This is a genomic window from Nostoc sp. (genome assembly GCF_036917375.1).
Classification (GTDB): Bacteria; Cyanobacteriota; Cyanobacteriia; order Cyanobacteriales; family Nostocaceae; genus Nostoc.
Genome location: NZ_JBALDN010000056.1, coordinates 26060 through 47137, shown reverse-complemented (window position 1 = coordinate 47137; position 21078 = coordinate 26060). Strand labels below are relative to the sequence as shown.

At 42.9% G+C, this 21078-nt stretch carries 22 protein-coding genes; 12 read left to right on the top strand and 10 right to left on the bottom strand.

All coding sequences use genetic code 11. The annotated features are described in order from the left end of the window. Nucleotides 1–207 precede the first annotated feature (207 nt). The 4 genes from V7K45_RS14540 to purF all read left to right on the top strand — a co-directional run bounded on the left by V7K45_RS14540 (nt 208) and on the right by purF (nt 5169). Nucleotides 208–522: a hypothetical protein gene (locus V7K45_RS14540; protein ID WP_335004501.1), complete on the top strand. Its 315-nt coding sequence runs from the start codon at nt 208–210 to the stop codon at nt 520–522. Then, a complete protein-coding gene (locus V7K45_RS14535) occupies nt 509–901 on the top strand; it encodes a type II toxin-antitoxin system death-on-curing family toxin (RefSeq protein WP_335004499.1) in 393 nt (130 codons plus the stop codon). The genes V7K45_RS14540 and V7K45_RS14535 overlap by 14 nt, the downstream gene beginning before the upstream one ends. 43 nt (nt 902–944) lie before the next feature. Continuing rightward, a complete protein-coding gene (gene purL / locus V7K45_RS14530; RefSeq protein WP_335004497.1) occupies nt 945–3320 on the top strand; it encodes a phosphoribosylformylglycinamidine synthase subunit PurL in 2376 nt (791 codons plus the stop codon). Nucleotides 3321–3669: 349 nt separating this feature from the next. Then, nucleotides 3670–5169 carry an amidophosphoribosyltransferase gene (gene purF / locus V7K45_RS14525; RefSeq protein ID WP_335004494.1) on the top strand — a complete coding sequence of 500 codons (1500 nt, stop codon included), beginning with the start codon at nt 3670–3672 and terminating at the stop codon, nt 5167–5169. 214 nt (nt 5170–5383) lie between these two features. Here the strand turns inward: purF and lysS are convergent, their stop codons facing one another. Further along, the gene (gene lysS / locus V7K45_RS14520; protein ID WP_335004492.1) at nt 5384–6907 is read right to left on the bottom strand and encodes a lysine--tRNA ligase; all 1524 of its coding nucleotides are present in this window, start codon (nt 6905–6907) and stop codon (nt 5384–5386) included. A 101-nt stretch (nt 6908–7008) separates the two neighbouring features. Between lysS and V7K45_RS14515 the strand changes: the two genes are divergently transcribed. The 3 genes from V7K45_RS14515 to V7K45_RS14505 all read left to right on the top strand — a co-directional run bounded on the left by V7K45_RS14515 (nt 7009) and on the right by V7K45_RS14505 (nt 8987). Then, nucleotides 7009–7566, top strand: a complete 558-nt coding sequence (locus V7K45_RS14515) for a Uma2 family endonuclease (protein WP_335004490.1) — start codon at nt 7009–7011, stop codon at nt 7564–7566. A 129-nt stretch (nt 7567–7695) separates the two neighbouring features. Further along, nucleotides 7696–8208: a hypothetical protein gene (locus V7K45_RS14510; protein WP_335004487.1), complete on the top strand. Its 513-nt coding sequence runs from the start codon at nt 7696–7698 to the stop codon at nt 8206–8208. Beyond that, nucleotides 8142–8987 (top strand): hypothetical protein, encoded by an 846-nt coding sequence (locus V7K45_RS14505; protein WP_335004485.1) that lies wholly within the window; start codon nt 8142–8144, stop codon nt 8985–8987. The genes V7K45_RS14510 and V7K45_RS14505 overlap by 67 nt, the downstream gene beginning before the upstream one ends. A gap of 146 nt (nt 8988–9133) precedes the next feature. Here the strand turns inward: V7K45_RS14505 and V7K45_RS14500 are convergent, their stop codons facing one another. The 5 genes from V7K45_RS14500 to V7K45_RS14480 form a co-directional block, all read right to left on the bottom strand. Beyond that, on the bottom strand, nt 9134–9580 hold the full coding sequence (locus V7K45_RS14500; protein ID WP_335004483.1) for a hypothetical protein: 447 nt from the start codon (nt 9578–9580) through the stop codon (nt 9134–9136). A 54-nt stretch (nt 9581–9634) separates the two neighbouring features. Beyond that, nucleotides 9635–10756 (bottom strand): geranylgeranyl reductase family protein, encoded by a 1122-nt coding sequence (locus tag V7K45_RS14495; protein WP_335004481.1) that lies wholly within the window; start codon nt 10754–10756, stop codon nt 9635–9637. Between the two features lie 192 nt (nt 10757–10948). Beyond that, nucleotides 10949–11497 carry a ribosome recycling factor gene (gene frr, locus V7K45_RS14490; RefSeq protein WP_289796885.1) on the bottom strand — a complete coding sequence of 183 codons (549 nt, stop codon included), beginning with the start codon at nt 11495–11497 and terminating at the stop codon, nt 10949–10951. Beyond that, the gene (gene pyrH / locus V7K45_RS14485) at nt 11484–12212 is read right to left on the bottom strand and encodes a UMP kinase (protein ID WP_322669722.1); all 729 of its coding nucleotides are present in this window, start codon (nt 12210–12212) and stop codon (nt 11484–11486) included. Before pyrH ends, frr begins: the two co-directional genes overlap by 14 nt. Before the next feature lie 71 nt (nt 12213–12283). Further along, entirely contained in the window at nt 12284–12838 is a 555-nt protein-coding gene (locus V7K45_RS14480; RefSeq protein ID WP_335004478.1) for a thioredoxin family protein, read from the bottom strand. Between the two features lie 448 nt (nt 12839–13286). Between V7K45_RS14480 and V7K45_RS14475 the strand changes: the two genes are divergently transcribed. Further along, nucleotides 13287–14186: an alpha/beta fold hydrolase gene (locus V7K45_RS14475; RefSeq protein ID WP_335004476.1), complete on the top strand. Its 900-nt coding sequence runs from the start codon at nt 13287–13289 to the stop codon at nt 14184–14186. A gap of 153 nt (nt 14187–14339) precedes the next feature. Here the strand turns inward: V7K45_RS14475 and V7K45_RS14470 are convergent, their stop codons facing one another. Both V7K45_RS14470 and V7K45_RS14465 read right to left on the bottom strand, forming a co-directional pair. Then, nucleotides 14340–14813 (bottom strand): pentapeptide repeat-containing protein, encoded by a 474-nt coding sequence (locus V7K45_RS14470; RefSeq protein WP_335004474.1) that lies wholly within the window; start codon nt 14811–14813, stop codon nt 14340–14342. Between the two features lie 232 nt (nt 14814–15045). Beyond that, nucleotides 15046–15225 carry a hypothetical protein gene (locus V7K45_RS14465; RefSeq protein WP_335004472.1) on the bottom strand — a complete coding sequence of 60 codons (180 nt, stop codon included), beginning with the start codon at nt 15223–15225 and terminating at the stop codon, nt 15046–15048. Nucleotides 15226–15472: 247 nt separating this feature from the next. Here V7K45_RS14465 and V7K45_RS14460 point away from each other — a divergent pair, with 247 nt between their 5' ends. After that, the gene (locus V7K45_RS14460; RefSeq protein WP_335004470.1) at nt 15473–15730 is read left to right on the top strand and encodes a hypothetical protein; all 258 of its coding nucleotides are present in this window, start codon (nt 15473–15475) and stop codon (nt 15728–15730) included. 183 nt (nt 15731–15913) lie between these two features. Here the strand turns inward: V7K45_RS14460 and V7K45_RS14455 are convergent, their stop codons facing one another. Then, nucleotides 15914–16585, bottom strand: coding sequence for a diacylglycerol/polyprenol kinase family protein (locus V7K45_RS14455; RefSeq protein WP_335004739.1), 672 nt, complete (start codon nt 16583–16585; stop codon nt 15914–15916). 90 nt (nt 16586–16675) lie between these two features. On the opposite strand from V7K45_RS14455, the gene yidD reads away from it, so the two are divergent. The 3 genes from yidD (at nt 16676) to ychF (ending at nt 18477) form a co-directional block, all read left to right on the top strand. Beyond that, nucleotides 16676–16912 (top strand): membrane protein insertion efficiency factor YidD, encoded by a 237-nt coding sequence (yidD, locus tag V7K45_RS14450; RefSeq protein ID WP_012412579.1) that lies wholly within the window; start codon nt 16676–16678, stop codon nt 16910–16912. 200 nt (nt 16913–17112) lie between these two features. Next, nucleotides 17113–17340: a hypothetical protein gene (locus V7K45_RS14445; protein WP_196508711.1), complete on the top strand. Its 228-nt coding sequence runs from the start codon at nt 17113–17115 to the stop codon at nt 17338–17340. 45 nt (nt 17341–17385) lie between these two features. Beyond that, nucleotides 17386–18477 (top strand): redox-regulated ATPase YchF, encoded by a 1092-nt coding sequence (ychF, locus tag V7K45_RS14440; protein ID WP_335004467.1) that lies wholly within the window; start codon nt 17386–17388, stop codon nt 18475–18477. 316 nt (nt 18478–18793) lie between these two features. Here the strand turns inward: ychF and V7K45_RS14435 are convergent, their stop codons facing one another. Beyond that, entirely contained in the window at nt 18794–21076 is a 2283-nt protein-coding gene (locus V7K45_RS14435) for a hybrid sensor histidine kinase/response regulator (protein ID WP_335004465.1), read from the bottom strand. Nucleotides 21077–21078: the final 2 nt, after the last annotated feature.

Sequence of the window (21078 nt, the reverse complement as noted above, 5' to 3'; positions counted from 1 at the left end):
ATATTTACCAAGATGGAAATATAAGTATTTAGTTAGAGTTTAAATTAAAGAGCGATCGCGCTTCAATCTACAAAAAGTAAAAGTGCGTAGCTTGCCGCCGTAGGCATCGTGTTTTGCAACATAATGAGTAAATCACAATAGGGCGATAAGGTAGAGTTAGCAGCAGAAGTGATTCATAACTGGCAATGAACCTAGCTTGGGGTAACGATGGCAACAGAACAAAAGCACAGCACTTATTTATCAGAAGCCGAAAGCCGTTTGCGTCAACTTTCTATTGAAAAGTTGAGATTAGCAGTTGCGTTTCTGGCTTATTTGCAAGAAACAGAAGAAAACGAAGTTACTGAAAAAGTATTATTAAATATTCCTGATTTTGCCAAATCTTTCCGCGAGATTGGACAAAATGAAGACAAATTAGAAAATACTGCCTCAAATCAGATCGCCTCAGATGAAGAGGTATGGCAGGCTTATTTAGCTTCTAAACAGAAATGGCAGGAGGTTTACCGTCGCCTTGCAGACTCCTAGATTTCTTTCTATTTCTCAAGTCCTAGATATTCACCAAGATGAGATCAACAGCTTTGGTGGAACATCTGGTATCAGAGACGAAAGTTTGCTAGATTCAGCATTGGCACAACCTCAAGCTACTTTTGGCGGCGAACTTCTCCATCCTACAATTCACGAGCAAGCAGTAGCATACCTGTACCATTTGGCGATGAACCATCCGTTTATTGATGGCAACAAACGCACTGCATTTGCGGTTATGGATACCTTCATAACCTTAAACGGCTACAGTTTGAACCTATCTCAAGAGCAAGCTTACAACTTGGTGATTCAAGTAGTTCAGAAAGAAATATCCAAAGAAGAATTATCTGCATTTCTGAAACTGTACTTACAGGGCAAGTAAATCGATAGAATAATGCTCTGTCCCCCCAGAGTGCATTACTTCCATGACTGCAACCTCAAAACCAGCGTTTTCCCCCCAAGAAATTGCTGCTGAAGGTCTTAAACCAGAAGAATACGCAGAAATTGTCCGTCGGCTAGGCCGTCATCCCAACAAAGCTGAACTAGGAATGTTTGGCGTGATGTGGTCAGAGCATTGTTGTTACAAAAATTCTCGACCCCTACTCAAACAATTTCCCATCGATGGTCCCCGCATCCTGGTGGGGCCTGGTGAAAATGCTGGTGTTGTAGACTTGGGTGATGGACTCCAACTAGCTTTTAAGATTGAATCTCACAACCATCCCTCAGCAGTCGAACCCTTTCAAGGAGCTGCAACGGGAGTCGGAGGTATTCTCAGAGATATTTTTACAATGGGTGCGCGTCCCATTGCCCTATTAAACTCGTTACGCTTTGGTTCCTTAGAAGATCCCAAAACCCAACGGCTATTCACTGGTGTGGTGGCAGGAATCTCTCATTATGGTAACTGTGTAGGAGTACCCACTGTTGGCGGCGAAGTTTACTTTGACTCTGCTTACTCTGGAAATCCTCTGGTGAACGTTATGGCATTGGGGTTGATGGAAACCTCAGAAATCGTCAAATCTGGAGCATCTGGCTTAGGCAATCCCGTGCTTTATGTTGGTTCCACCACTGGGCGCGACGGTATGGGAGGCGCGAGTTTTGCTAGTGCAGAATTGAGCGATCAATCCATAGACGATCGCCCTGCTGTGCAAGTGGGCGATCCCTTTTTGGAAAAGTCGTTGATTGAAGCTTGTCTGGAGGCGTTTAAAACGGGTGCAGTTGTCGCTGCCCAAGATATGGGAGCAGCGGGAATCACCTGTTCTACTTCAGAGATGGCGGCAAAAGGCGGTGTGGGAATTGAACTAGATTTAGATAAGATTCCCGTCAGAGAAATGGGGATGGTTCCTTATGAATATCTGCTTTCGGAATCTCAAGAGCGAATGCTGTTTGTTGCTCATAAAGGGCGCGAGCAAGAATTAATTGACATTTTCCATCGGTGGGGACTTCAAGCTGTTGTGGCTGGTACAGTCATTGCTGAACCTATTGTGCGAATTCTCTTTCAGGGTGAAGTAGCAGCAGAAATTCCTGCTGAGGCTTTGGCAGAAAATACCCCACTATATAACCGGGAGTTATTGGCAGAAGCACCGGAATATGCGCGTCAAGCTTGGGAATGGACTGCTGATTCCCTACCTCCTTCCACAACTGCTGGAATAGAACTTCAAGGAGGACTGCAAAGTTGGAATGATATTCTCTTAACTTTGCTCGATACACCCACGATCGCTTCTAAAAATTGGGTATATCGTCAGTATGACCATCAGGTACAAAATAATACAGTAATGCTTCCAGGTGGTGCAGATGCGGCTGTTATCCGTTTGCGCCCTCTTGAAGAAATCCCAAATCTCAAATCCCAAATCCCAAATCTCAAATCAGGAGTGGCGGCGACGGTAGATTGCAATCCTCGTTATGTATATCTTGACCCTTATGAAGGAGCTAAGGCAGTGGTGGCAGAAGCTGCACGCAATCTTAGCTGTGTGGGTGCAGAACCTCTGGCGGTGACGGATAACCTAAATTTTGGCTCTCCAGAAAAACCCATTGGTTACTGGCAATTGGCAGAAGCTTGTCGCGGTTTGGCGGAAGGTTGCCGAGAATTGGCAACACCAGTCACAGGCGGAAATGTCTCTTTGTACAACGAAACTCTTGATTCTCAAGGCATCCCACAACCCATTTATCCCACCCCTGTTGTCGGAATGGTGGGCTTGATTCCCGATATAACCAAAATTTGTGGTCAAGGTTGGCAAGCAGCCGGCGATGTGATTTATCTTCTGGGATTGCCTCTGGCATCCGAAATCAGTTTGGGAGCATCTGAATATTTAGCCACTATCCACAATACTGTTGCCGGAAAACCACCACGGGTAGATTTTGGCTTGGAACGTCGCGTCCAGAAAGTTTGTCGTGAAGGAATTCGTAATGGTTGGGTACGTTCAGCCCACGATTCTGCTGAGGGAGGAGTGGCGATCGCACTAGCCGAATCTTGTCTTGCTGGCAATCTGGGTGCGGAAATCAATTTAGAAATAGCACCAACACAGTTAAACCGTTTAGACGAGGTGTTGTTTGCCGAAGGTGGTGCCAGAATTTTAGTTTCTATAGCATCAGCACAACAAGAAATTTGGGAATCATATTTACAGGAACATCTGGGTCAAGAGTGGCAAAAACTGGGTGTAGTTAGTAATTTTGAGACGGGTTTGGGGGTTTTCACCACTGATAACCAAACCTTAATCAAAGTTAGTATCGAAGATATGAACGATCGCTATTCCCATGCGATCGCCAAACGTCTCGCCATCCATACCACTACTTCTGAGCGCTGAATGCTGAGTATTTAGACTTCACTCATAACTTTTAGCGTCTCTGAGCAAATTTACGGTACTGTTTTAATGGATGGTTAAAGATTTGTTAAGAACTCCCCAGCCATCTATATAATCCCAGTGACTGACTGCCAATTTTAGATTTTGAATTTTAGATTTTGGATTAGGGGCGTTGCTTCTAGTTCATATCTTGCTCTTACTGGGCAAAAAATCTAAAATCGCCATTCTAAAATCTCAAGCCGCATCTTTACTACGGTGCGATCAATCCAAAATCGTCAATCGTTCGACTGAGCGTAGCCGAAGTCTCAAATCCAAAATTGATTGACCCCCCCCCACCAGGAGCAAAGCTAGCATGATTTCTATTCATTCTGTCACTTCGGATGAATACCCCGACCAGACCAACAACCCAATCAATAGTCATGAAGATCAGCCTGACAAGCCAGAAGAAGCTTGTGGTGTTTTTGGCATCTACGCCCCAGGAGAAAACGTTGCTAAACTGACCTACTTTGGATTGTATGCCCTCCAGCATCGGGGTCAAGAATCAGCTGGTATTGCCACCTTTGAGGGTACACAAGTACATCTCCACAAAGATATGGGCTTGGTGTCTCAAGTTTTTAATGAATCTGTCTTGGATCAATTGCCCGGTAGTCTTGCTGTTGGTCACACTCGTTATTCCACCACAGGTTCTAGCCGCAAAGTTAATGCTCAACCCGCAGTGCTGGAAACCCGTTTAGGTTCCATAGCACTTGCACACAATGGTAATTTAGTCAATACTGTGCAACTACGTCAAGAGTTGCTTGAAAATAAATGTAACTTAGTCACAACAACAGACTCAGAAATGATCGCTTTTGCGATCGCCGAAGCCATAGATACGGGCGCTGATTGGCTAGAAGGTGGAATTCAGGCATTTCAACGTTGCCAAGGAGCCTTTAGTTTAGTTATTGGCACTCCCGTCGGTGTTATGGGTGTCCGCGACCCTAATGGAATCCGCCCGTTAGTAATTGGCACTTTGGCTGGTAATCCAGTCCGTTACGTTTTGGCTTCCGAGACTTGTGGTTTAGACATCATTGGAGCCGAATACCTGCGAGACGTAGAACCAGGTGAATTAGTTTGGATTACTGAAGAAGGTTTAGCTTCTTACCATTGGAGTCAAAAGTCCGAGCGGAAATTGTGTATCTTTGAAATGATTTACTTTGCCCGCCCTGATAGCGTCATGCACAACGAGAGTTTGTACAGCTATCGAATGCGATTAGGACACCAGTTAGCTAAAGAATCTTTTGTAGATGCCGATATTGTCTTTGGTGTTCCTGATTCTGGTATACCTGCTGCTATTGGATTTTCCCAAGCGTCTGGTGTCGCTTACGGCGAAGGACTGATTAAAAATCGCTATGTTGGGCGAACCTTCATTCAACCAACCCAAACCATGCGAGAATCGGGTCTGCGGATGAAACTCAACCCCCTCAAAGATGTGCTGCTAGGTAAACGAGTAATTATTGTAGATGATTCGATTGTACGGGGTACTACCAGCCGTAAATTAGTTAAAACTTTACGTGAAGCAGGTGCAGTAGAGGTACACATGCGAATTTCTTCTCCGCCTGTAACTCATCCCTGCTTCTATGGCATCGATACCGATTCTCAAGATCAGCTAATTGCTGCTACCAAGTCAGTGGAAGAAATTGCCAAGCAACTGGAAGTAGACAGCCTCGCCTATCTGAGTTGGGAGGGAATGCTAGAAGCGACACGAGAAGACACCAATAGTTTCTGTTCTGCCTGCTTCACCGGAGATTATCCCGTGACGATTCCTGAGCAAGTGAAACGTTCTAAGCTGATCTTAGAAAAAGTAGTGGTGTAGGCAATACCTTTCGGTTAAGGGGAAAAGGGAAAAGAAAAACCTTTAACCTTTACCCCTTAACCTTTTCCCCAAACCCAATTTCAAGTTAAAAATGCACAAAGCGAACAGTATTAATGGTGTAAGGGCTTCAAACAGAAGAACCCCACCCCGCCAAAGCTACGCTTTGTCTCCCCTCCCCGCAAGCGAGGAGGGAATTAAGCAATGGGGTGTAAGATTAGGATTCTTCTGGGGATGATTCTGATTTTTCTGGCTTAAGTAAGGGGAAGGCGATCGCATCCCGAATACTGGCACAATCAGTTAATAACATCACCAAGCGATCGATCCCAATCCCTAAACCACCTGTAGGCGGCATACCGTATTCCAAAGCTGTTAGAAAGTCTTCATCTACACCTTGGGCTTCTAAGTCACCAGCAGCTTTCCGAGCCGCTTGTGCTTCTAAACGTTCTCTTTGGTCGATGGGATCGGTAAGTTCTGAGAAACTATTCCCAGTTTCTCGCCCGACTATAAATAACTCAAATCGTTCTACCAAACCAGGCACAGAACGGTGAGGTTTTGCTAGGGGCGAAATTTCTACAGGGTAATCAATTACAAAGGTAGGTTGAATTAAATTAGCTTCTACTTTCTCTTCAAAGGCTAAATTTAGTAACTTACCAATTGATTGGGCTTCATCTATACCAGGAATACCAGCATTTTTACTTGCTGTTTTTGCTTCTTCCAAACTTCGGAACGAATTAAAATCCAAGCCCGTAAATTCTTTAACTAAATCGTGCATTGTCACCCGCCGCCAAGGTGGTGTCAAATCTATCGGTTCCCCTTGGTAGGTAATTTGTAATGTGCCGAGTACCTCTTGGGCGACAGTGGTAATAATCCCTTCAGTCAACGCCATCATATCGTTGTAGTCGGCGTAAGCTTGGTAAACTTCAATCGTCGTAAATTCGGGATTGTGTCGAGTCGAAATTCCCTCATTGCGGAAAACCCGCCCCAATTCAAACACCTTTTCAAAACCACCCACAATCAACCGCTTGAGATGGAGTTCTGTGGCAATTCGCAGATACAATTCCATTTCTAAAGTGTTGTGATAGGTGATAAATGGACGCGCATCTGCACCTCCAGTCTCACTTTGCAAAACTGGCGTTTCAATTTCCAGAAAATCTCGCTGTTCTAAATAGCGGCGAATACCGGCAGTAATTTGAGCGCGACGGCGGAAAGTTTGCCGCACTTCGGGGTTAACAATCAAGTCAACGTAGCGCTGACGGTAACGCTTGGCAACATCCGTTAATCCATGCCACTTGTCGGGTAGAGGTAACAGGGATTTAGTGAGGATAGTATATTGTTTAACGTAGACAGATAACTCGCCCTTTTCAGTCCGTTTAATAGTACCTTTAGCTCCTAATATGTCACCTGCATCTGTAAGTTGTTTCAGGTGATTGAAGGCATCGGCATCAATATCTGCCATACCTTCTTGGATGCGATTTTTATCCAAATAAAGCTGAATTGTACCGGTTTCATCTTGCAAGGTGAAGAAAGCCAATTTACCGAAAACGCGACGCGCCATAATGCGTCCGGCTATGGCAACTTCCAAATCAACTTCTTCGCCACTGGATAAATCGGCAAATTTTTCTTGCAACTGTGCTGCATGATGGGTGGATTCCCAACGATAGGCATAAGGATTAGTCCCTAGCTGCTTGAGCTGTTCTACTTTCTCCAGCCTGGCGGCTCGGATATCTTCTTCCGACATGGTAACGAACTAAATAGGGCAAGATTAATTATAGATGCTGCCAAAGTTGAGAGTAAAAGATAATCGCCTAAAAGTGATGTGCGATGGCCAAAGGAAATCCAATGACACAAACTAAAGTGCGCCTGTGGACTGTAAACGAATATCACCGGATGTTTGAAACGGGTATTATTACAGAGGGTGAACGGGTAGAACTGATTGATGGGCAAGTTATGCCCATGAGTGCCAAAAATCCTCCCGATGCAGCGACAACGCTTTGTGCATCTGACTACCTCAAGCGGCTGCTAGCAGAAGTTGCCTTAGTTCGGGTACAAGACCCCATTCAGTTAAGCCAATATTCGGAACCTGAGCCAGATATTGCTGTTGTCCAGATTGATGCGCGAAAGTATATCGATCGTCATCCTGCACCGAATGAAATCTTTTTACTCATTGAGGTAGCCGATACAACCTTAGAAACGGATCGTAAACAAAAAGCGCCTCTTTATGCTAGAGCAAAAATTCCTGACTACTGGATTTTGGATGTGAATCAGCGTCAGGTTTATGTTTTCCACAAACCGGGTTTGGAAAGCTATAATATTGAATTTATTTTGCAGGAGGATGCAACATTATCCTTGATTGCATTTCCAGAAATTGAAGTTCCAATTAGTCAACTGTTTCCCTAGTCTTGACGAACTCCGCATTCGACTTTTGTCAACAGCATAATTAACAATGACGCTTTTACTAATGACAGGTTACAACAGAATATTGTATAAAACGAAACTTGTTTTATTCTGCTGAAGCCATAAATAGCTATGTTCCTAACCCCTGTTATATCGGATGTCCTCTTTACCCTGCTGAAAAATGCTGCTTATAGCCTTGGGCAAAAACTTGGAGAAGTTGCTGGTGACTATATTGGCTCCAAGGTTGAGCGTTCGAGTATTTCTGCTTTGTTGCCGTCTTCAGTGAAAGAAGACCCTCGTTATGTGGAAGCATTAACAAAATATGAGCAAAGTCTTACTTATGCCAATCAGCTTAAAAAACAAGAATTACAACAGCAGAAGGAGTCTAATAAACAACTTTTGGAACTTAAAGAACAAGAATTACAACATCAGAAGGAGTTTAGTAAACAACTTTTGGAACTTGAAGAACAAGAATTACAACAGCAGAAGGAGTTTAGTAAACAACTTTTGGAACTTGAAGAACAAGAATTACAACAGCAGAAGGAGTTTAGTAAACAACTTTTGGAACTGTTGCGGGAATGGCAAGCAATCAAATTCAAGGTAAGCTCAAAGAAATTCAGGCAATTTTTGACCAGAAAAACTTAGCGACTATTTTTAGTCGAGAAGAAAGCTATAACATTTTGGTAGAGGGACAAAGAAAACACCGTTTATTAGTATTAGTTGCACCGCCAAATGTGAGTCCAAGTTGCCCATCATCTTTACAACACGACCTACAAATAGAACTACCAGAGAAGTTAAAAACTTTCTTGAATCAGTATTATAGTCTGGATAGTGATTTATGCCCTGTTGAATGTTTTGGCGACTATTTTAACCGTGCAATTGGGGATGCAGATATTCGCCAGCTACAGACAATTTTGGCTCCTGTGCCAACGGTTATATTACATAGCAAAGTTACTGATTATGAAGTTTACTTTCACGTCACTTTTTGGAATCCGCAAAGCAGCGCTATTGCGAAGTTTTCTATAGCAGCTTGGAACTGGGAAGACGCAAAGGAATCTTTACAAGCAGCAGGTAATAACGAGACGCAAGCTATCCGCATCATTCGGCAAATTATCGTCACAGTTCAACAACTTTTAGCAGCTTTCATTGCTGATTGGTATTACTTAAATCTCAACCCAACTTATGAACCACAATTATTTTATCTAGAATCAGCTTTTGTATCGGGTGGTTTAACAAGAGATTTGGTAAAACCGTATATTAACAGTTTACAAGAAATTCAGCAGCAGCAACGGGAAGCTTATGAGCAGAAGTTAATGAGACTTAGACGAAAAATAACTAAAAAAGAGCCTAAAAACTATACACAGAATGATTTGGACATCGTTTTGCTTAGTTTCCTGATATATATGAGTTTCAACCATTTTTGAACATTTGCTGTATTTCTCTACCCATACATAGGTTTGAGGCTTGTTTCTCCCTTAAAAATGTTTAAGTCTCGTTAAAAAGGTTCGCTGATAATAAGCTTGTAATAATCAAAGCGATTACCCTAATATTAAAAAGCAATCGCTTATTATCAAAACTTTCCAGTATTGTTTAAACCTTTATTGTTGTCCAGTGAATGCCTAGATAAAACAGCCTTCATTTTCAAATTAGTAAATTGCACGATCGCCTTTACAAAATCTTGCTGTTCTGGTTGCAAATTCAGTTTTTCTAGGGCTTGCTTGATATTATTACCAGCCCGGAGATTGTGATTAAGTTGGGCACGCTGGGCTGAGTTTAACACTGCCTCAATTTCCCTGTTTCTTCTCTGACGCACAGCCTGGAGTTCTTGCCGTTGTAAGGGAGTCAGGTTAATCTCTGACGAGGTGGAGTAGCTTGCAGTTTTGGTAGTTTGGGCGAAAATAATACCAGAAGGAGTATTGATTTGAACGGGTGCAGCTAAGGCAATTCCCGGCATAAAGAGGACAAGAGCAAGAATATTAGCGAACACAGATAGCCGTTTTGTCAAGTAAATTGCCATATTGAGAAATATCTAGTACACTGCGGCGGAAGTTTGCTTACTTTAACAAGTTGCTCAAGTTCCAAAACCAGGAATTAAACGCTTGATGGCACGACCGGCAACGTCGCCATAGCGCAGTTCTCCACACAGAATCTTACCCATGATTTTCGCACCGGAAGGACGCTTAACACCAACTTTGTAGCCAATGCTAGGAAAGCGATAAAATGCTCCACCTAATTTTTGCGCCCAAGCCATTTCAGTACCCCATTCTTCATTAATGGCTTCGCTATATTTTTCTAAAGCGTTGGTATCACCAGAAAGTGCTTCATTAATGGCTCCTGCTGCAATTAAACCGCTAAAAATTGACGGACGAATGCCTTCTGCTGTCATTGGATCGACTATACAAGCAGCTTCCCCAGCTAAAACTGCATTTTGGGTATGCAACTTTTGGTTGCCATCCCACAAGCAAAGAGGATAGCCATATTGCTTGCTAGTTTTGATATCTACATTAAACGATCGCGCGTACTCATCTAAAATTTTCTTAAAATCCTGCGGTTTGCCGCCGACAAATGTACCGACACCAATGGAATAACCATCAGCTTTTGGAAAATTCCAAATGTAGCCGTTTTTCACCAAGCCAAACTCGAAATGAATTGTCGATTTATCCTTGACTTCCGCGGCCACTTCTGCTTCCAAAGCTCCTGCTAAACGGCGTTTACGATCTTTGAAGCCTAGCCATTTTGCCATTGGCCCTTTGACACCATCAGCCGCGATTAAGTAGCGACCTGTAACCGAGCCATTAGCTGTGTTAACTTGCCAGTAGTCGCTTTGAAACTCAATACCCGTTACTTCCGTATTATCTCGTAGTTCAGCTCCTTGCTTTTGCCCTTGCTGCACTAGGAAATGGTCAAAAATATCTCGTCGTACCATCCAGACTGGTTCTTTTGTAGCGATTTTTGCTTCTACGGGGTCGCCCAAATTCCAGGTAAAGCGAAGGGAGTCGGCTTTTACAGAAATTACTGGGCTAAAATCAAAGTCGAACCATTGAGCGATCGCTGGAGATACACCACCACCACAAGGTTTATATCTTGGCAGAGATTCTTTTTCCAACACTAATACTGAGCGACCTTGTTTGGCTAAATGATATGCAGCTGTTCCACCAGCTGGCCCAGCGCCGACGATGATGCAGTCGTACATATTGGATTTTTGCTCCAGAATTAGTTTATTTTCTATTGAGAGGGGCAATTTAGGAATTGTTCCTACAATAATTATTCATGTCTAGTTACTTACTCGATCAATTTTTCTAAGATTTATGCAATCACTAAGAAATGATAAAGGCTGAAGAATTTATCCATTATCCTTCAGCCTTTATGCTTAAGACTTGAGACTTTAAACAGTCGTGATGTCTTTTTCTTTTTCTGCCAACAACGAGTCTATTTTGGCAGTATACTCATTTGTCAGTTTTTGCAAGTTGTCTTGTTGGTCTTTTGATTCATCTTTGGAGATTTCAGAGGCTTTCTCCTGTTTGCGAATGGCGTCTATGGCATCGCGGCGAATGTTGCGAATAGCAACACGACCCTCTTCAGCATACTTGGATGCCATTTTGACGAATTCTTTACGGCGTTCGCTCGTTAAGGGCGGAATATTCAACCGGATTACAGAACCGTCGTTACTGGGTGTTAAACCCACATCTGAGAGGGAAATAGCCTTCTCAATGATGTTTAGGGTGTTGCGCTCGTAGGGTTGAATTAAGATCGTCGTAGCATCTGGCGTGCTAATGTTTGCCAGTGATTTCAAGGAAGTAGGCGAACCGTAATAGTCCACCAACACCTTATCTAATAGACTCGCATTGGCGCGACCAGTGCGAATCGAGTTAAAAGCTCGTTGAGTTGCCTCAACGGTTTTTTGCATCGTACTTTCAGCTTCAGCTAATTTCACAAGAACCTCCCACAAGGGTGCCGATGGATTCTCCCAAGACTGCTCGGTGGATATTTCCTCGCACCGTTAGGTCAAATACCAGAATTGGGATATTATTTTCTTTACACAAGGCGATCGCAGTACTATCCATCACCCGCAAATCTTGGGCTAAAACGTGCGCGTAGGTTAAGCTATTGTAACGCTTGGCGTCAGGATAAATATGAGGATCGGCATCATATACTCCATCTACTTTGGTGGCTTTAAAAATCACCTCAGCATCGATTTCTGCGGCTCTTAATGCCGCAGTCGTATCTGTAGTAAAAAAGGGATTTCCAGAACCAGCACCAAAAATTACCACCCGTCCTTTTTCAAGATGACGGATGGCACGACGACGAATATATGGTTCTGCTAATTCTTGCATAGCGATCGCGGTTTGCACCCGCGTCTGTACTCCTATGTGTTCTAGCGAATCTTGCAGCGTCATGGCATTCATTACCGTGGCAATCATCCCGATATAGTCAGCTGTTGCCCTGTCCATCCCCGCCGACGCTGCTTTGACGCCACGAAAAATATTGCCGCCGCCAACAACTATGGCGATTTGAGTACCAGTGGCTATCACTTCTGCTAATTCTTGTGCTATTCCTTTGACCACTTCTGGATCAATGCCATAGCCCATGTTTCCCATTAAGGCTTCACCGCTCAGTTTGAGTAAAACCCGTCGGTAATTCGTTCCCATGAAGTTACGCTTTATCAAAAAAGTTGCAATTGCCTCCAATTTAAGATAACAGTTACAGGGACTATCTATGTCTAGTTACGCCAAATCAATGTAGTCCCAACTGGTTCTGTTTGTGGTATGGCTATTTCTTCGCCTTTAAACAGAGAAGCGATCGCAGTTCTCAAATAATCCTCTCCCACTGATAATGGATCTTGGGGATGATTATCAATTTTACCTTTGTAACGGACTATACCATTTGTGTCTATAAGAAAGGCTGTTGGTGTTTTTGTTGCGCCGAAACTACCCGTCACATCTTGCGTTGAGTCCCACAGGTAGGGGAAGTTCAACTGGTGACGTAGGGCAAAAGCTTTCATATTTTCAAAGCTTGACCTAGTGTCGTAGTCAACATTACTACCATTCAGTCCAATTAGTGTGAAGCCTTTTGGGGCAAATTCGGCTTGAATGTTTTTTAGTCTGCCTAAATACCGATCGACATAAGGGCAGTGATTACACATAGAAATAACGCCGACTGCTCGGAACTTCTCAAGATAGCGCCTGAGATGGTGTACTTGACCATCAATTCCTGGCAATTCAAAATCTGGTGCGTAGCTCCCAACGGGAGTATCAATTGTTTCTAGTAGATTCATGATTTCTGGCTCGCAGAACTAGGAACAAGAAAAATATTGTTAAATTCAGCGTCAGTTTCCAGTTGCAAACCACCCCTTAGCCGATGCCTCATATTCGCCAATCTTATAGACCAAATTTGCGATCGTAAATTGTGAAACTACTGAATCTAGCACTGATGCTAATTCGCTCACATCTAAAAAATAGCCCAAATATTACTCACATTAGAAACGTTATGATTTTTAATACTGACATAATCTCAGTTGTGAGTAAATTACCTCTATCAATAAGATGAAAACTCTCTATACTGGATAAAACTATTAGCTTAGAAGCTTTTGTGGTATATGTATAGGCTATCACTAGAGCCAAGGATTTATTTTGAAAATCTGATAAATTTTCTGCAAATTCAAAACAATTTTATTTGTACTTTGCTGCTAAAAAGCTTTTAGCATTCTTTACATCAAATTTACCATGACAACCTCAAGTTCAAAAACAGCACTTAACTCTACAAAAACCTGGATTTGGCAAGATTTTCCGATCTGTTACCAAACCCAAGGAACTACTGGGCCAGCTGTTGTCCTGGTGCATGGATTTGGTGCTTCTTGGTGGCACTGGCGAAAAAATATTCCGGTATTAGCGGAAAATTGCCGTGTTTATACTATTGATTTAATTGGTTTTGGCGCTTCTGCAAAACCTCAACCTGGTGAAAAAATTAACTACACACTAGAAACCTGGGGACAGCAAGTAGCAGATTTTTGCCGTGAAGTTGTCGGTGAGCCAGCTTTTTTAGTGGGAAATTCCATTGGTTGTATTGTCGCCATGCAAGCAGCAGTCAGCAACCCAGATATTGCCTTGGGAGTTGCTTTACTCAACTGTTCTTTACGGCTGTTGCACGATCGCAAACGGGAAACTTTACCTTTATCTCGTCGTTACGGAGCGCCTTTACTGCAACGCCTGTTATCTATCAAACCAGTTGGTGATTTCTTTTTCAATCAACTCGCCAAACCGAAAACGGTACGGAAAATTCTGCTGCAAGCTTATGCAAATGCTGAGATGGTGACAGATGAGTTGGTAGATATTCTCACTTCACCTGCAAGCGATCCGGGGGCTGGGGCTGTGTTTCTTGCCTTTACTTCTTATTCTACAGGGCCATTACCAGAAGACCTTTTGCCATTGTTACAGTGTCCGGCGATTATCTTGTGGGGAACAGCCGATCCGTGGGAACCAATTAAATTAGGAAGAGAATTAGCTAACTTTGGGCAAGTAGAAAAGTTTATTCCTTTAGAGGGAGTTGGGCATTGTCCGCAGGATGAAGCGCCGGAGTTAGTCAATCCGATTTTACTCGATTGGATTTTGGAGCGATCGCGGTAATAGACTATTTTGATGCGATCGTTTTCAATGCTGGGGAAAAGCAAACTATTGCTGGTTAGTCTTTATACAATCGCGAAAAAGATGCTTCCCAAGATAATCTGAAGCTTTGGTCATAAATGTGAATTCTTGTTAACTGGTTCAGATGAATGTGATTTAATCGTTTCGGATACTACCATCAGTCCAAATAGTGTTCTGATAAATATTACCTTCGAGCCAAGTACACTCGATATTAGCTCCAGTCAGGTTGGTGTTAGTTAAGTTGCTGTTGACGATTTCGGCAGATCGCAAATTTGCATACGTCAGAGCGGCTCCAGTCAGATCAACTCTATATAGACTAGCTCTAACCAAGATAGCTCCACTCAAGTTAGCCCCACTGAGATTAGCTCCATCCAAACAAACCGAATTGAAAACAGTTCTACTCAAATTAGCCCTGCTCAAATTAAAGTTTTCCATGTAGGAGTCAGACAGATCGAGTCCACTGAATTTGACTCCACTCAGGTCAGGAATAAAACTAACACAGTAAATATCACCACCGATATACAATTCATACCCAGTGAAATCTCTAACCCCAGTAGCGTAGAGTTCGAGTATCTCCCCATTCTTAAGCAATGGTTTGCTTACACTCATAGTGCGTTTTTTACTCGATTGGATTTTATCTCAGCAGAATACTTATATATCAGTGCATTAGACGTAGGTTGGGTGGAGCGGAGCGCAACCCAACTGATTATCAGGATGTTGGGTTACGCAAAGCCTCCACCCAACCTACAATTTTTTTGCAACATTTTTAGCTAACGAAACCATTCTTCAGCAGTCATTTTCCAAATAATATTACCTCTGATTTACGTCCAAGAACTTTTAACTACTTCTCCTTATCTTCATCTAGTGCTTTTTGGATAGCTTGGCGACAAAATTCAGGAGGGTCGTCTTTAGCCTTTATCTCTTCCTTCATTTCCTTGGTGACACGGAAACTCAATTGTTCAGTTAATTCCTTGCTTGGTTGGTTTCCAAAATTTTCAGGTTTACCCTTGCGGTCAGGCATTGTTTAGAAAAGTAAATATAGCTTGAAGTCGATGAAACCATCGGGTTAGAGTTTTTGATCGGTGAGTACTTGCCTGGAAAACTTGTAACTCACCGATACCACTTTTACAAATGGGTAACTCTATTTTATGTTCACAAGGTCAGAACTCGAAATCAAAACCACTGCTGAGCTGAGAGACTTGTGTAGGCGTTACGGATTGAAGCCTACTGGGAACGGAGGGTACAAGACCAGTTGGATTGTTACCTTGATGGCATTTCCACAGATAGCACTGGCTCAAATAAGGCAAGGAAGAGGGTTGAAGTCACCAGGCTTTAGCGTTATTCAATTCCTTGAAGGGGTGGTAGATGAGATGAATTCACCCACTGATGAGCAAGCGGCACTGATTAAGCTGACAATGGAAGGCAAAGCGATGAGCTACCCTGACAGATACGATCAAGAGAGCTTGCTTAACTTGCACAAGGCTAAGATGTATCTTGAAATGGCGATCGGACTGCTAAACCAGTAAATCAGTTTTGAGGGTTTGTAGTAAGCACTTTAGTGCTTAGAAAATAAGAAGGACTAAAGTCCTTACTACAAACTTCCTTACCCGTATTGGACTCAACCCACTAACTCTATATTTATTAACTAACAAGAAATTTTTGGCACTATCTCTTATTGGCTCAATTAGGAATAGCACTCAAGGCAATTACTAATTCAAAACTAACTGAGTTAAAAAGAAGGTAAGGCCTGCACTACCCAAAGGAACTGTCAAATTGTCAATACCTAAAAATGAAACAGCTTCTAAAGCCGTAGCTATAACTGCCACTATCAGTGATATCGCCCAAGTTTGCCAACTGTTTCCTTGAGTTCCAACTAAAATCAAACTACTGACGACATAGCTAACGAGCATCATAGTTAGGGAGCCTTCCCAACTTTTTTCTGTCCCAAAAACTTTATACTTATGTTTACCAAAGCGTTGCCCAATTAAGGCAGCTAATCCATCTCCCCAAGTCATCACCAAAATTCCGAGTGCTGCGTACTGGGGTTGTTGTAAATACCAGAACCAGGCAACTAAAATACCGAAACTGACAGAGTAAAAAAATGTTCCTAAGCTTTGCCGTCCAACGCTATTAATACCAGGAAGAATTGGTAATCGGTAGGATAATAAGGTGATTGCACTCGCTAAAATAGAAGCTGTAATCCCTACACTGGCGGGAATATCTAGCCACCAAGCGATTAAAATCACGTTACCAGTGCCAATATGAACTATCTTCCGCACGATTTCTGGCTTGTCAGCAAAGCGGTTTACCACCCCTGCAATTACGAGTATGAGTAACACCCAGATTGCAGCCGACGCAATTTTCAGCCAGAAAACCGGAATTGAGGTGAAGTCAGAAAATGTAATTAACAAAGATGCGACAAATGAAAAGTTTTACCCTTGTTACTAATTTATAAGATTTGGGTAGCTGCAATGAAATTATTATTTATTTGGCTGATTCGGGGGTACCGAATGTTTATCTCGCCCTTGTTTCTCCCGACTTGCCGCTTTCAACCAACTTGTTCGATGTATGCTATTGAAGCTATTGAGCGATTTGGAGTGTTGCGTGGTAGCTGGATGGCAACTCGGCGGATTTTGCGCTGTCATCCGTTTCATCCAGGTGGTTACGATCCAGTGCCAGAGGTGGTGGAAAAGGTGAAGGAGGAGTAGTTTTGTGTAAATGGTGGGGAATTGAGGATTGGAGTTTAAACGCAAAGGGGCGCAAAGGGAAGCGCAGAGGGACGCAGAGAATGAGAGGAGGGGTAAATTATTTAGAGGATGTGTTTGTGAGTATAGGTATTTGGGGAGATGTCAATAGATAAGGTTGTCATCTAGCGTGGGGAGGTTGAATGATTTAATTTAGATTTACGATGATTAATCCTACTGCGATTTCTATACCCGAACCACAAATTCCTACTCCTGGCCCGAGTCCGCTACCTAGCCCCAATCCTGAGCCGAATCCGCTACCTAGTCCTGAACCTGTACCGGGGCCAGCGATTCCTCAACCCTTACCGGGGCCTGTACCAGAACCAGTACCTGCTCCCATTCCTCAGACGGTTCCAGGGCCAATTCCCCAAACCATACCGGAACCTGTTTAGATTACCTTGGTAATGTAATCCAAAATCTCAAATCTAAAATCCAAAATGCTAAGAGCCGGAATTGTCGGACTTCCCAACGTCGGAAAATCTACTTTATTTAATGCTGTAGTTGCTAATGCCAAAGCTGAAGCAGCTAACTTTCCTTTTTGCACGATTGAACCGAATGTCGGCGTTGTCGCAGTACCGGATGAACGGTTAAATGTTCTTGCTAAAATTGCCAGTTCAGCACAAATTATCCCAGCGCGGGTTGAATTTGTAGATATCGCCGGTTTAGTTAAAGGCGCAAGTCAGGGTGAGGGACTGGGAAATCAATTCCTGTCCCACATCCGGGAAGTTGATGCGATCGTCCATGTGGTACGTTGTTTTGAGAATGACGATATTATCCACGTTGCTGGTTCTGTTGACCCAGCGCGAGATATTGAAATCATTAATATAGAACTGGGTTTATCAGATTTAGCACAAATTGAACGGCGAATTGACCGTACTCGTAAACTAGCTCGTACCAGCAAAGATGCACAGTTTGAAATCACAGTCTTAGAAAAATTAGTTGCGGCTTTAAATGAAGGGAAATCGGTGCGTCAGGTAAGCTTGAATGAAGAAGAAACAGTAATTATTAAAGGATTAGAACTGCTCACTTATAAACCGATTATTTACGCCGCCAATGTATCTGAGGATGAGTTGGCAACTGGTAATCATTTTGTGGAAACAGTGCGGCAAATTGCAGCAACTGAAAATGCCCAAGTTGTGATAGTTTCGGCTCAAGTTGAAGCTGAATTAGTGGAATTACCAGAGGAAGATAAAGCTGATTTCCTGGCGTCTTTGGGTGTGGAAGAAGGCGGTTTGAAATCATTGATTAGGGCAACTTACACGCTTCTAGGCTTGCGGACATATTTCACTTGCGGCCCCAAAGAAACCCGCGCTTGGACAATTAATGCGGGAATGTCTGCACCTCAAGCTGCTGGTGTAATCCACAGTGATTTTGAGCGGGGATTTATTCGCGCTGAAACTGTCGCTTATAAAGATTTGGTAACAACTGGTTCGATGAATGCCGCGAAGGAAAAAGGGTTGGTTCGCAGTGAAGGGAAAGAGTATGTCGTGCAAGAAGGGGATGTAATGTTGTTCCGATTTAATGTGTAGATGTAGTTAATCAGTGACCGTTATCGATAAGATAATGGTCAACTTAGATTAAGTTGTGTAGGCTTTGCCCGCCGTAGGCATCGCACTCTAAACCTTGACAAAATGCTCAATATATGCATTTCATTTTAAGGAAGTTGCGAGGCGATCGCAAATAAACCAGCAATCCTTCCACCCATAATATAGCCAAGCTGTGAGTATCGGTAAAATGAGCCTGTTAACGGATGCTCAATCATATCAAATCCTACCAATTTGCACTCGCTTAACAAAGCAGCACTTTGTACTCACAACCAACAGTATACTTACATACTTATTTGATTTATGATAGTACTTTATGCAAAGAAAGCAATAATTCGTGGACAGTATAGGGCTTTGACAAAAACGTATTGACACCAATAGCTGCTACTGCACTGAGCTTCTTATCGGACATAAGTCCACTGCTGGCAATAATTTTGACTTGGGGGTTGATTTTTTGCAAGGTACGTATGGCTGTTAAACCATCCAGTGAGGGCAGCATAATATCCATGAGGACGGCACTAATTTTGTCTCTATTTTGAGCATATAGCGCGATCGCCTCAATGCCATCACTAGCCACTAAGATTTTGTAGTTGTGAGCTTCTAGTGATATTATCGTAATCTCTTGAATGGCCGCTTCATCATCCACAACCAAAATCAATTCTCCATGCCCTGTCTGTGGCGGTAAATTTTCGGGGCTGCGTGTTTCTATTCCCCCCACTGCTGGCAAGTAAACCTGAAAGCTAGTGCCACTTTCGAGTTCACTATACACGTTCACAAAACCTCCGTGACTTTTAACAATTCCCAATACTGTGGAAAGTCCTAAACCAGTGCCCTGTCCGACATCTTTTGTAGTGAAGAATGGCTCGAAAATTCTATCTAGCATTTGTTTTGGAATCCCAACTCCAGTATCGGAGACAGTAATCACTATGTAAGGCCCCTCTTTGGCTTCTAGGTTCATGCGGGCATAATTTGCGTCAATCAACATATTTTCGGCAGAGATACTCAAAGTACCACCATTGGACATAGCATCGCGGGCGTTAACGCAGAGGTTCATCAGAACTTGATGCAGTTGAGTACTATCTCCAGAAACCATCCACAAATCTTGCGGTAAATTAGTACTGATTTCTATCGATTTGGGAAATGTCTCTTTAAGAATCTTGGCAGTTTCCATAATTATATGTCTGAGTTGCAAAGTGATGTGCTTCCCTTCTACACCCCGTGCAAAGGACAGTACCTGTTTGACTAAATCAGCACCGCGTCTAGCGTTAATTTCTAAAATTTCTAGTAGATGACGAGTCCGCTCATCTGCATTAGGAAATTTCAGCGGCAGCAGTTGCGCTCCTGCCAAAATCGGTGTCAGGATGTTGTTGAGGTCATGAGCAATACCACTTGCTAAAGTGCCAATACTTTCCAGGCGTTGAGCGCGAAACAACTGGGCTTCTAGGTGCTTTTTCTCGGTAATATCTGTGTCAACGGTGAGAATTGATTTGGGTTTTCCTTGTTCATCGCATACCAGAGTCCAGCGACTAGCCACAAGGACTTCTTTGTTCATTTTAGTAAGTTTTGTTAATTCGCCCTGCCACTTACCTTTACTAATAGCTTGTAATAGAGCTGCTTCAATTTCTGGTGAAGGTTCGTCATACAAAAGCTCACTAGCATTTTTACCCCAAGCCTCTGTAGCTTGCCAACCGTAAAGTGTTTCTGCACCTTTATTCCAAAAGATAATTTGATTGTTTAAATCTCGGACGCAAATAGCATCTGTGGTGACATCTAGTAATGCTGCTTGTTCGCGAATTTTTTCTTCTGCTAGCTTGCGATCGCGCAGCGCAGCTTGTCGTTCGCTAATATCTATACTGGCGCATGTCACTCCAACAATTTCTTGGGTTTGATTCCGTAGTGGCTCGACGGTTAAATCGTAATATCGCGTTGTATCTTTGATGGTAATTGATACTTCTTCTCGCGTTCCAATGCCTGTAGTCAGCACTCCACGTTTAATTGCGATCAGATGTTGAGCATCTTCTACTGGGACGATATCTAAGTCTTGCTTGCCCAATATTTTCTCAACTGTCAATCCAGATGGGGGATTGTAAACCCAGGTGTACCGTAAATCTCTATCTTGGTTGTAGACAAAGATTGGAGAGCTTTTAAGAGCAACCCGAAATCGCTCCTCGCTCTGCCGCAGTGCGTTGTCTGCCCGTTGGCGTTCGATGGCATAACGCATAGATCGCACCAGCAAGTCACCAGTTACTTGTCCCTTGACTAAATAATCTTGCGCTCCTTGTTGCATTGCTCTAGTTGCCAGCGTTTCATCATTTATACCCGTCAGCACAATGATTGGAGTCGCTTTTGCCTGATTGTGAGCAATAACAAAGGTTTGTAATCCCTGGCTATCTGGCAGCGAGAGGTCTAATAAAATCACATCAAAAGTTTCGTTTGTTAGGTAGTTGACTGCTTCATAAAGCCGTTCAACGGGCATCAACTCAACTACAACTGTGGTAACTTCCTTAAATAACTCTTGTAACAATAAGACATCACCAGGGTTGTCTTCTACTAACAAAACTTTAATAATATTTTCACCTGCCATTT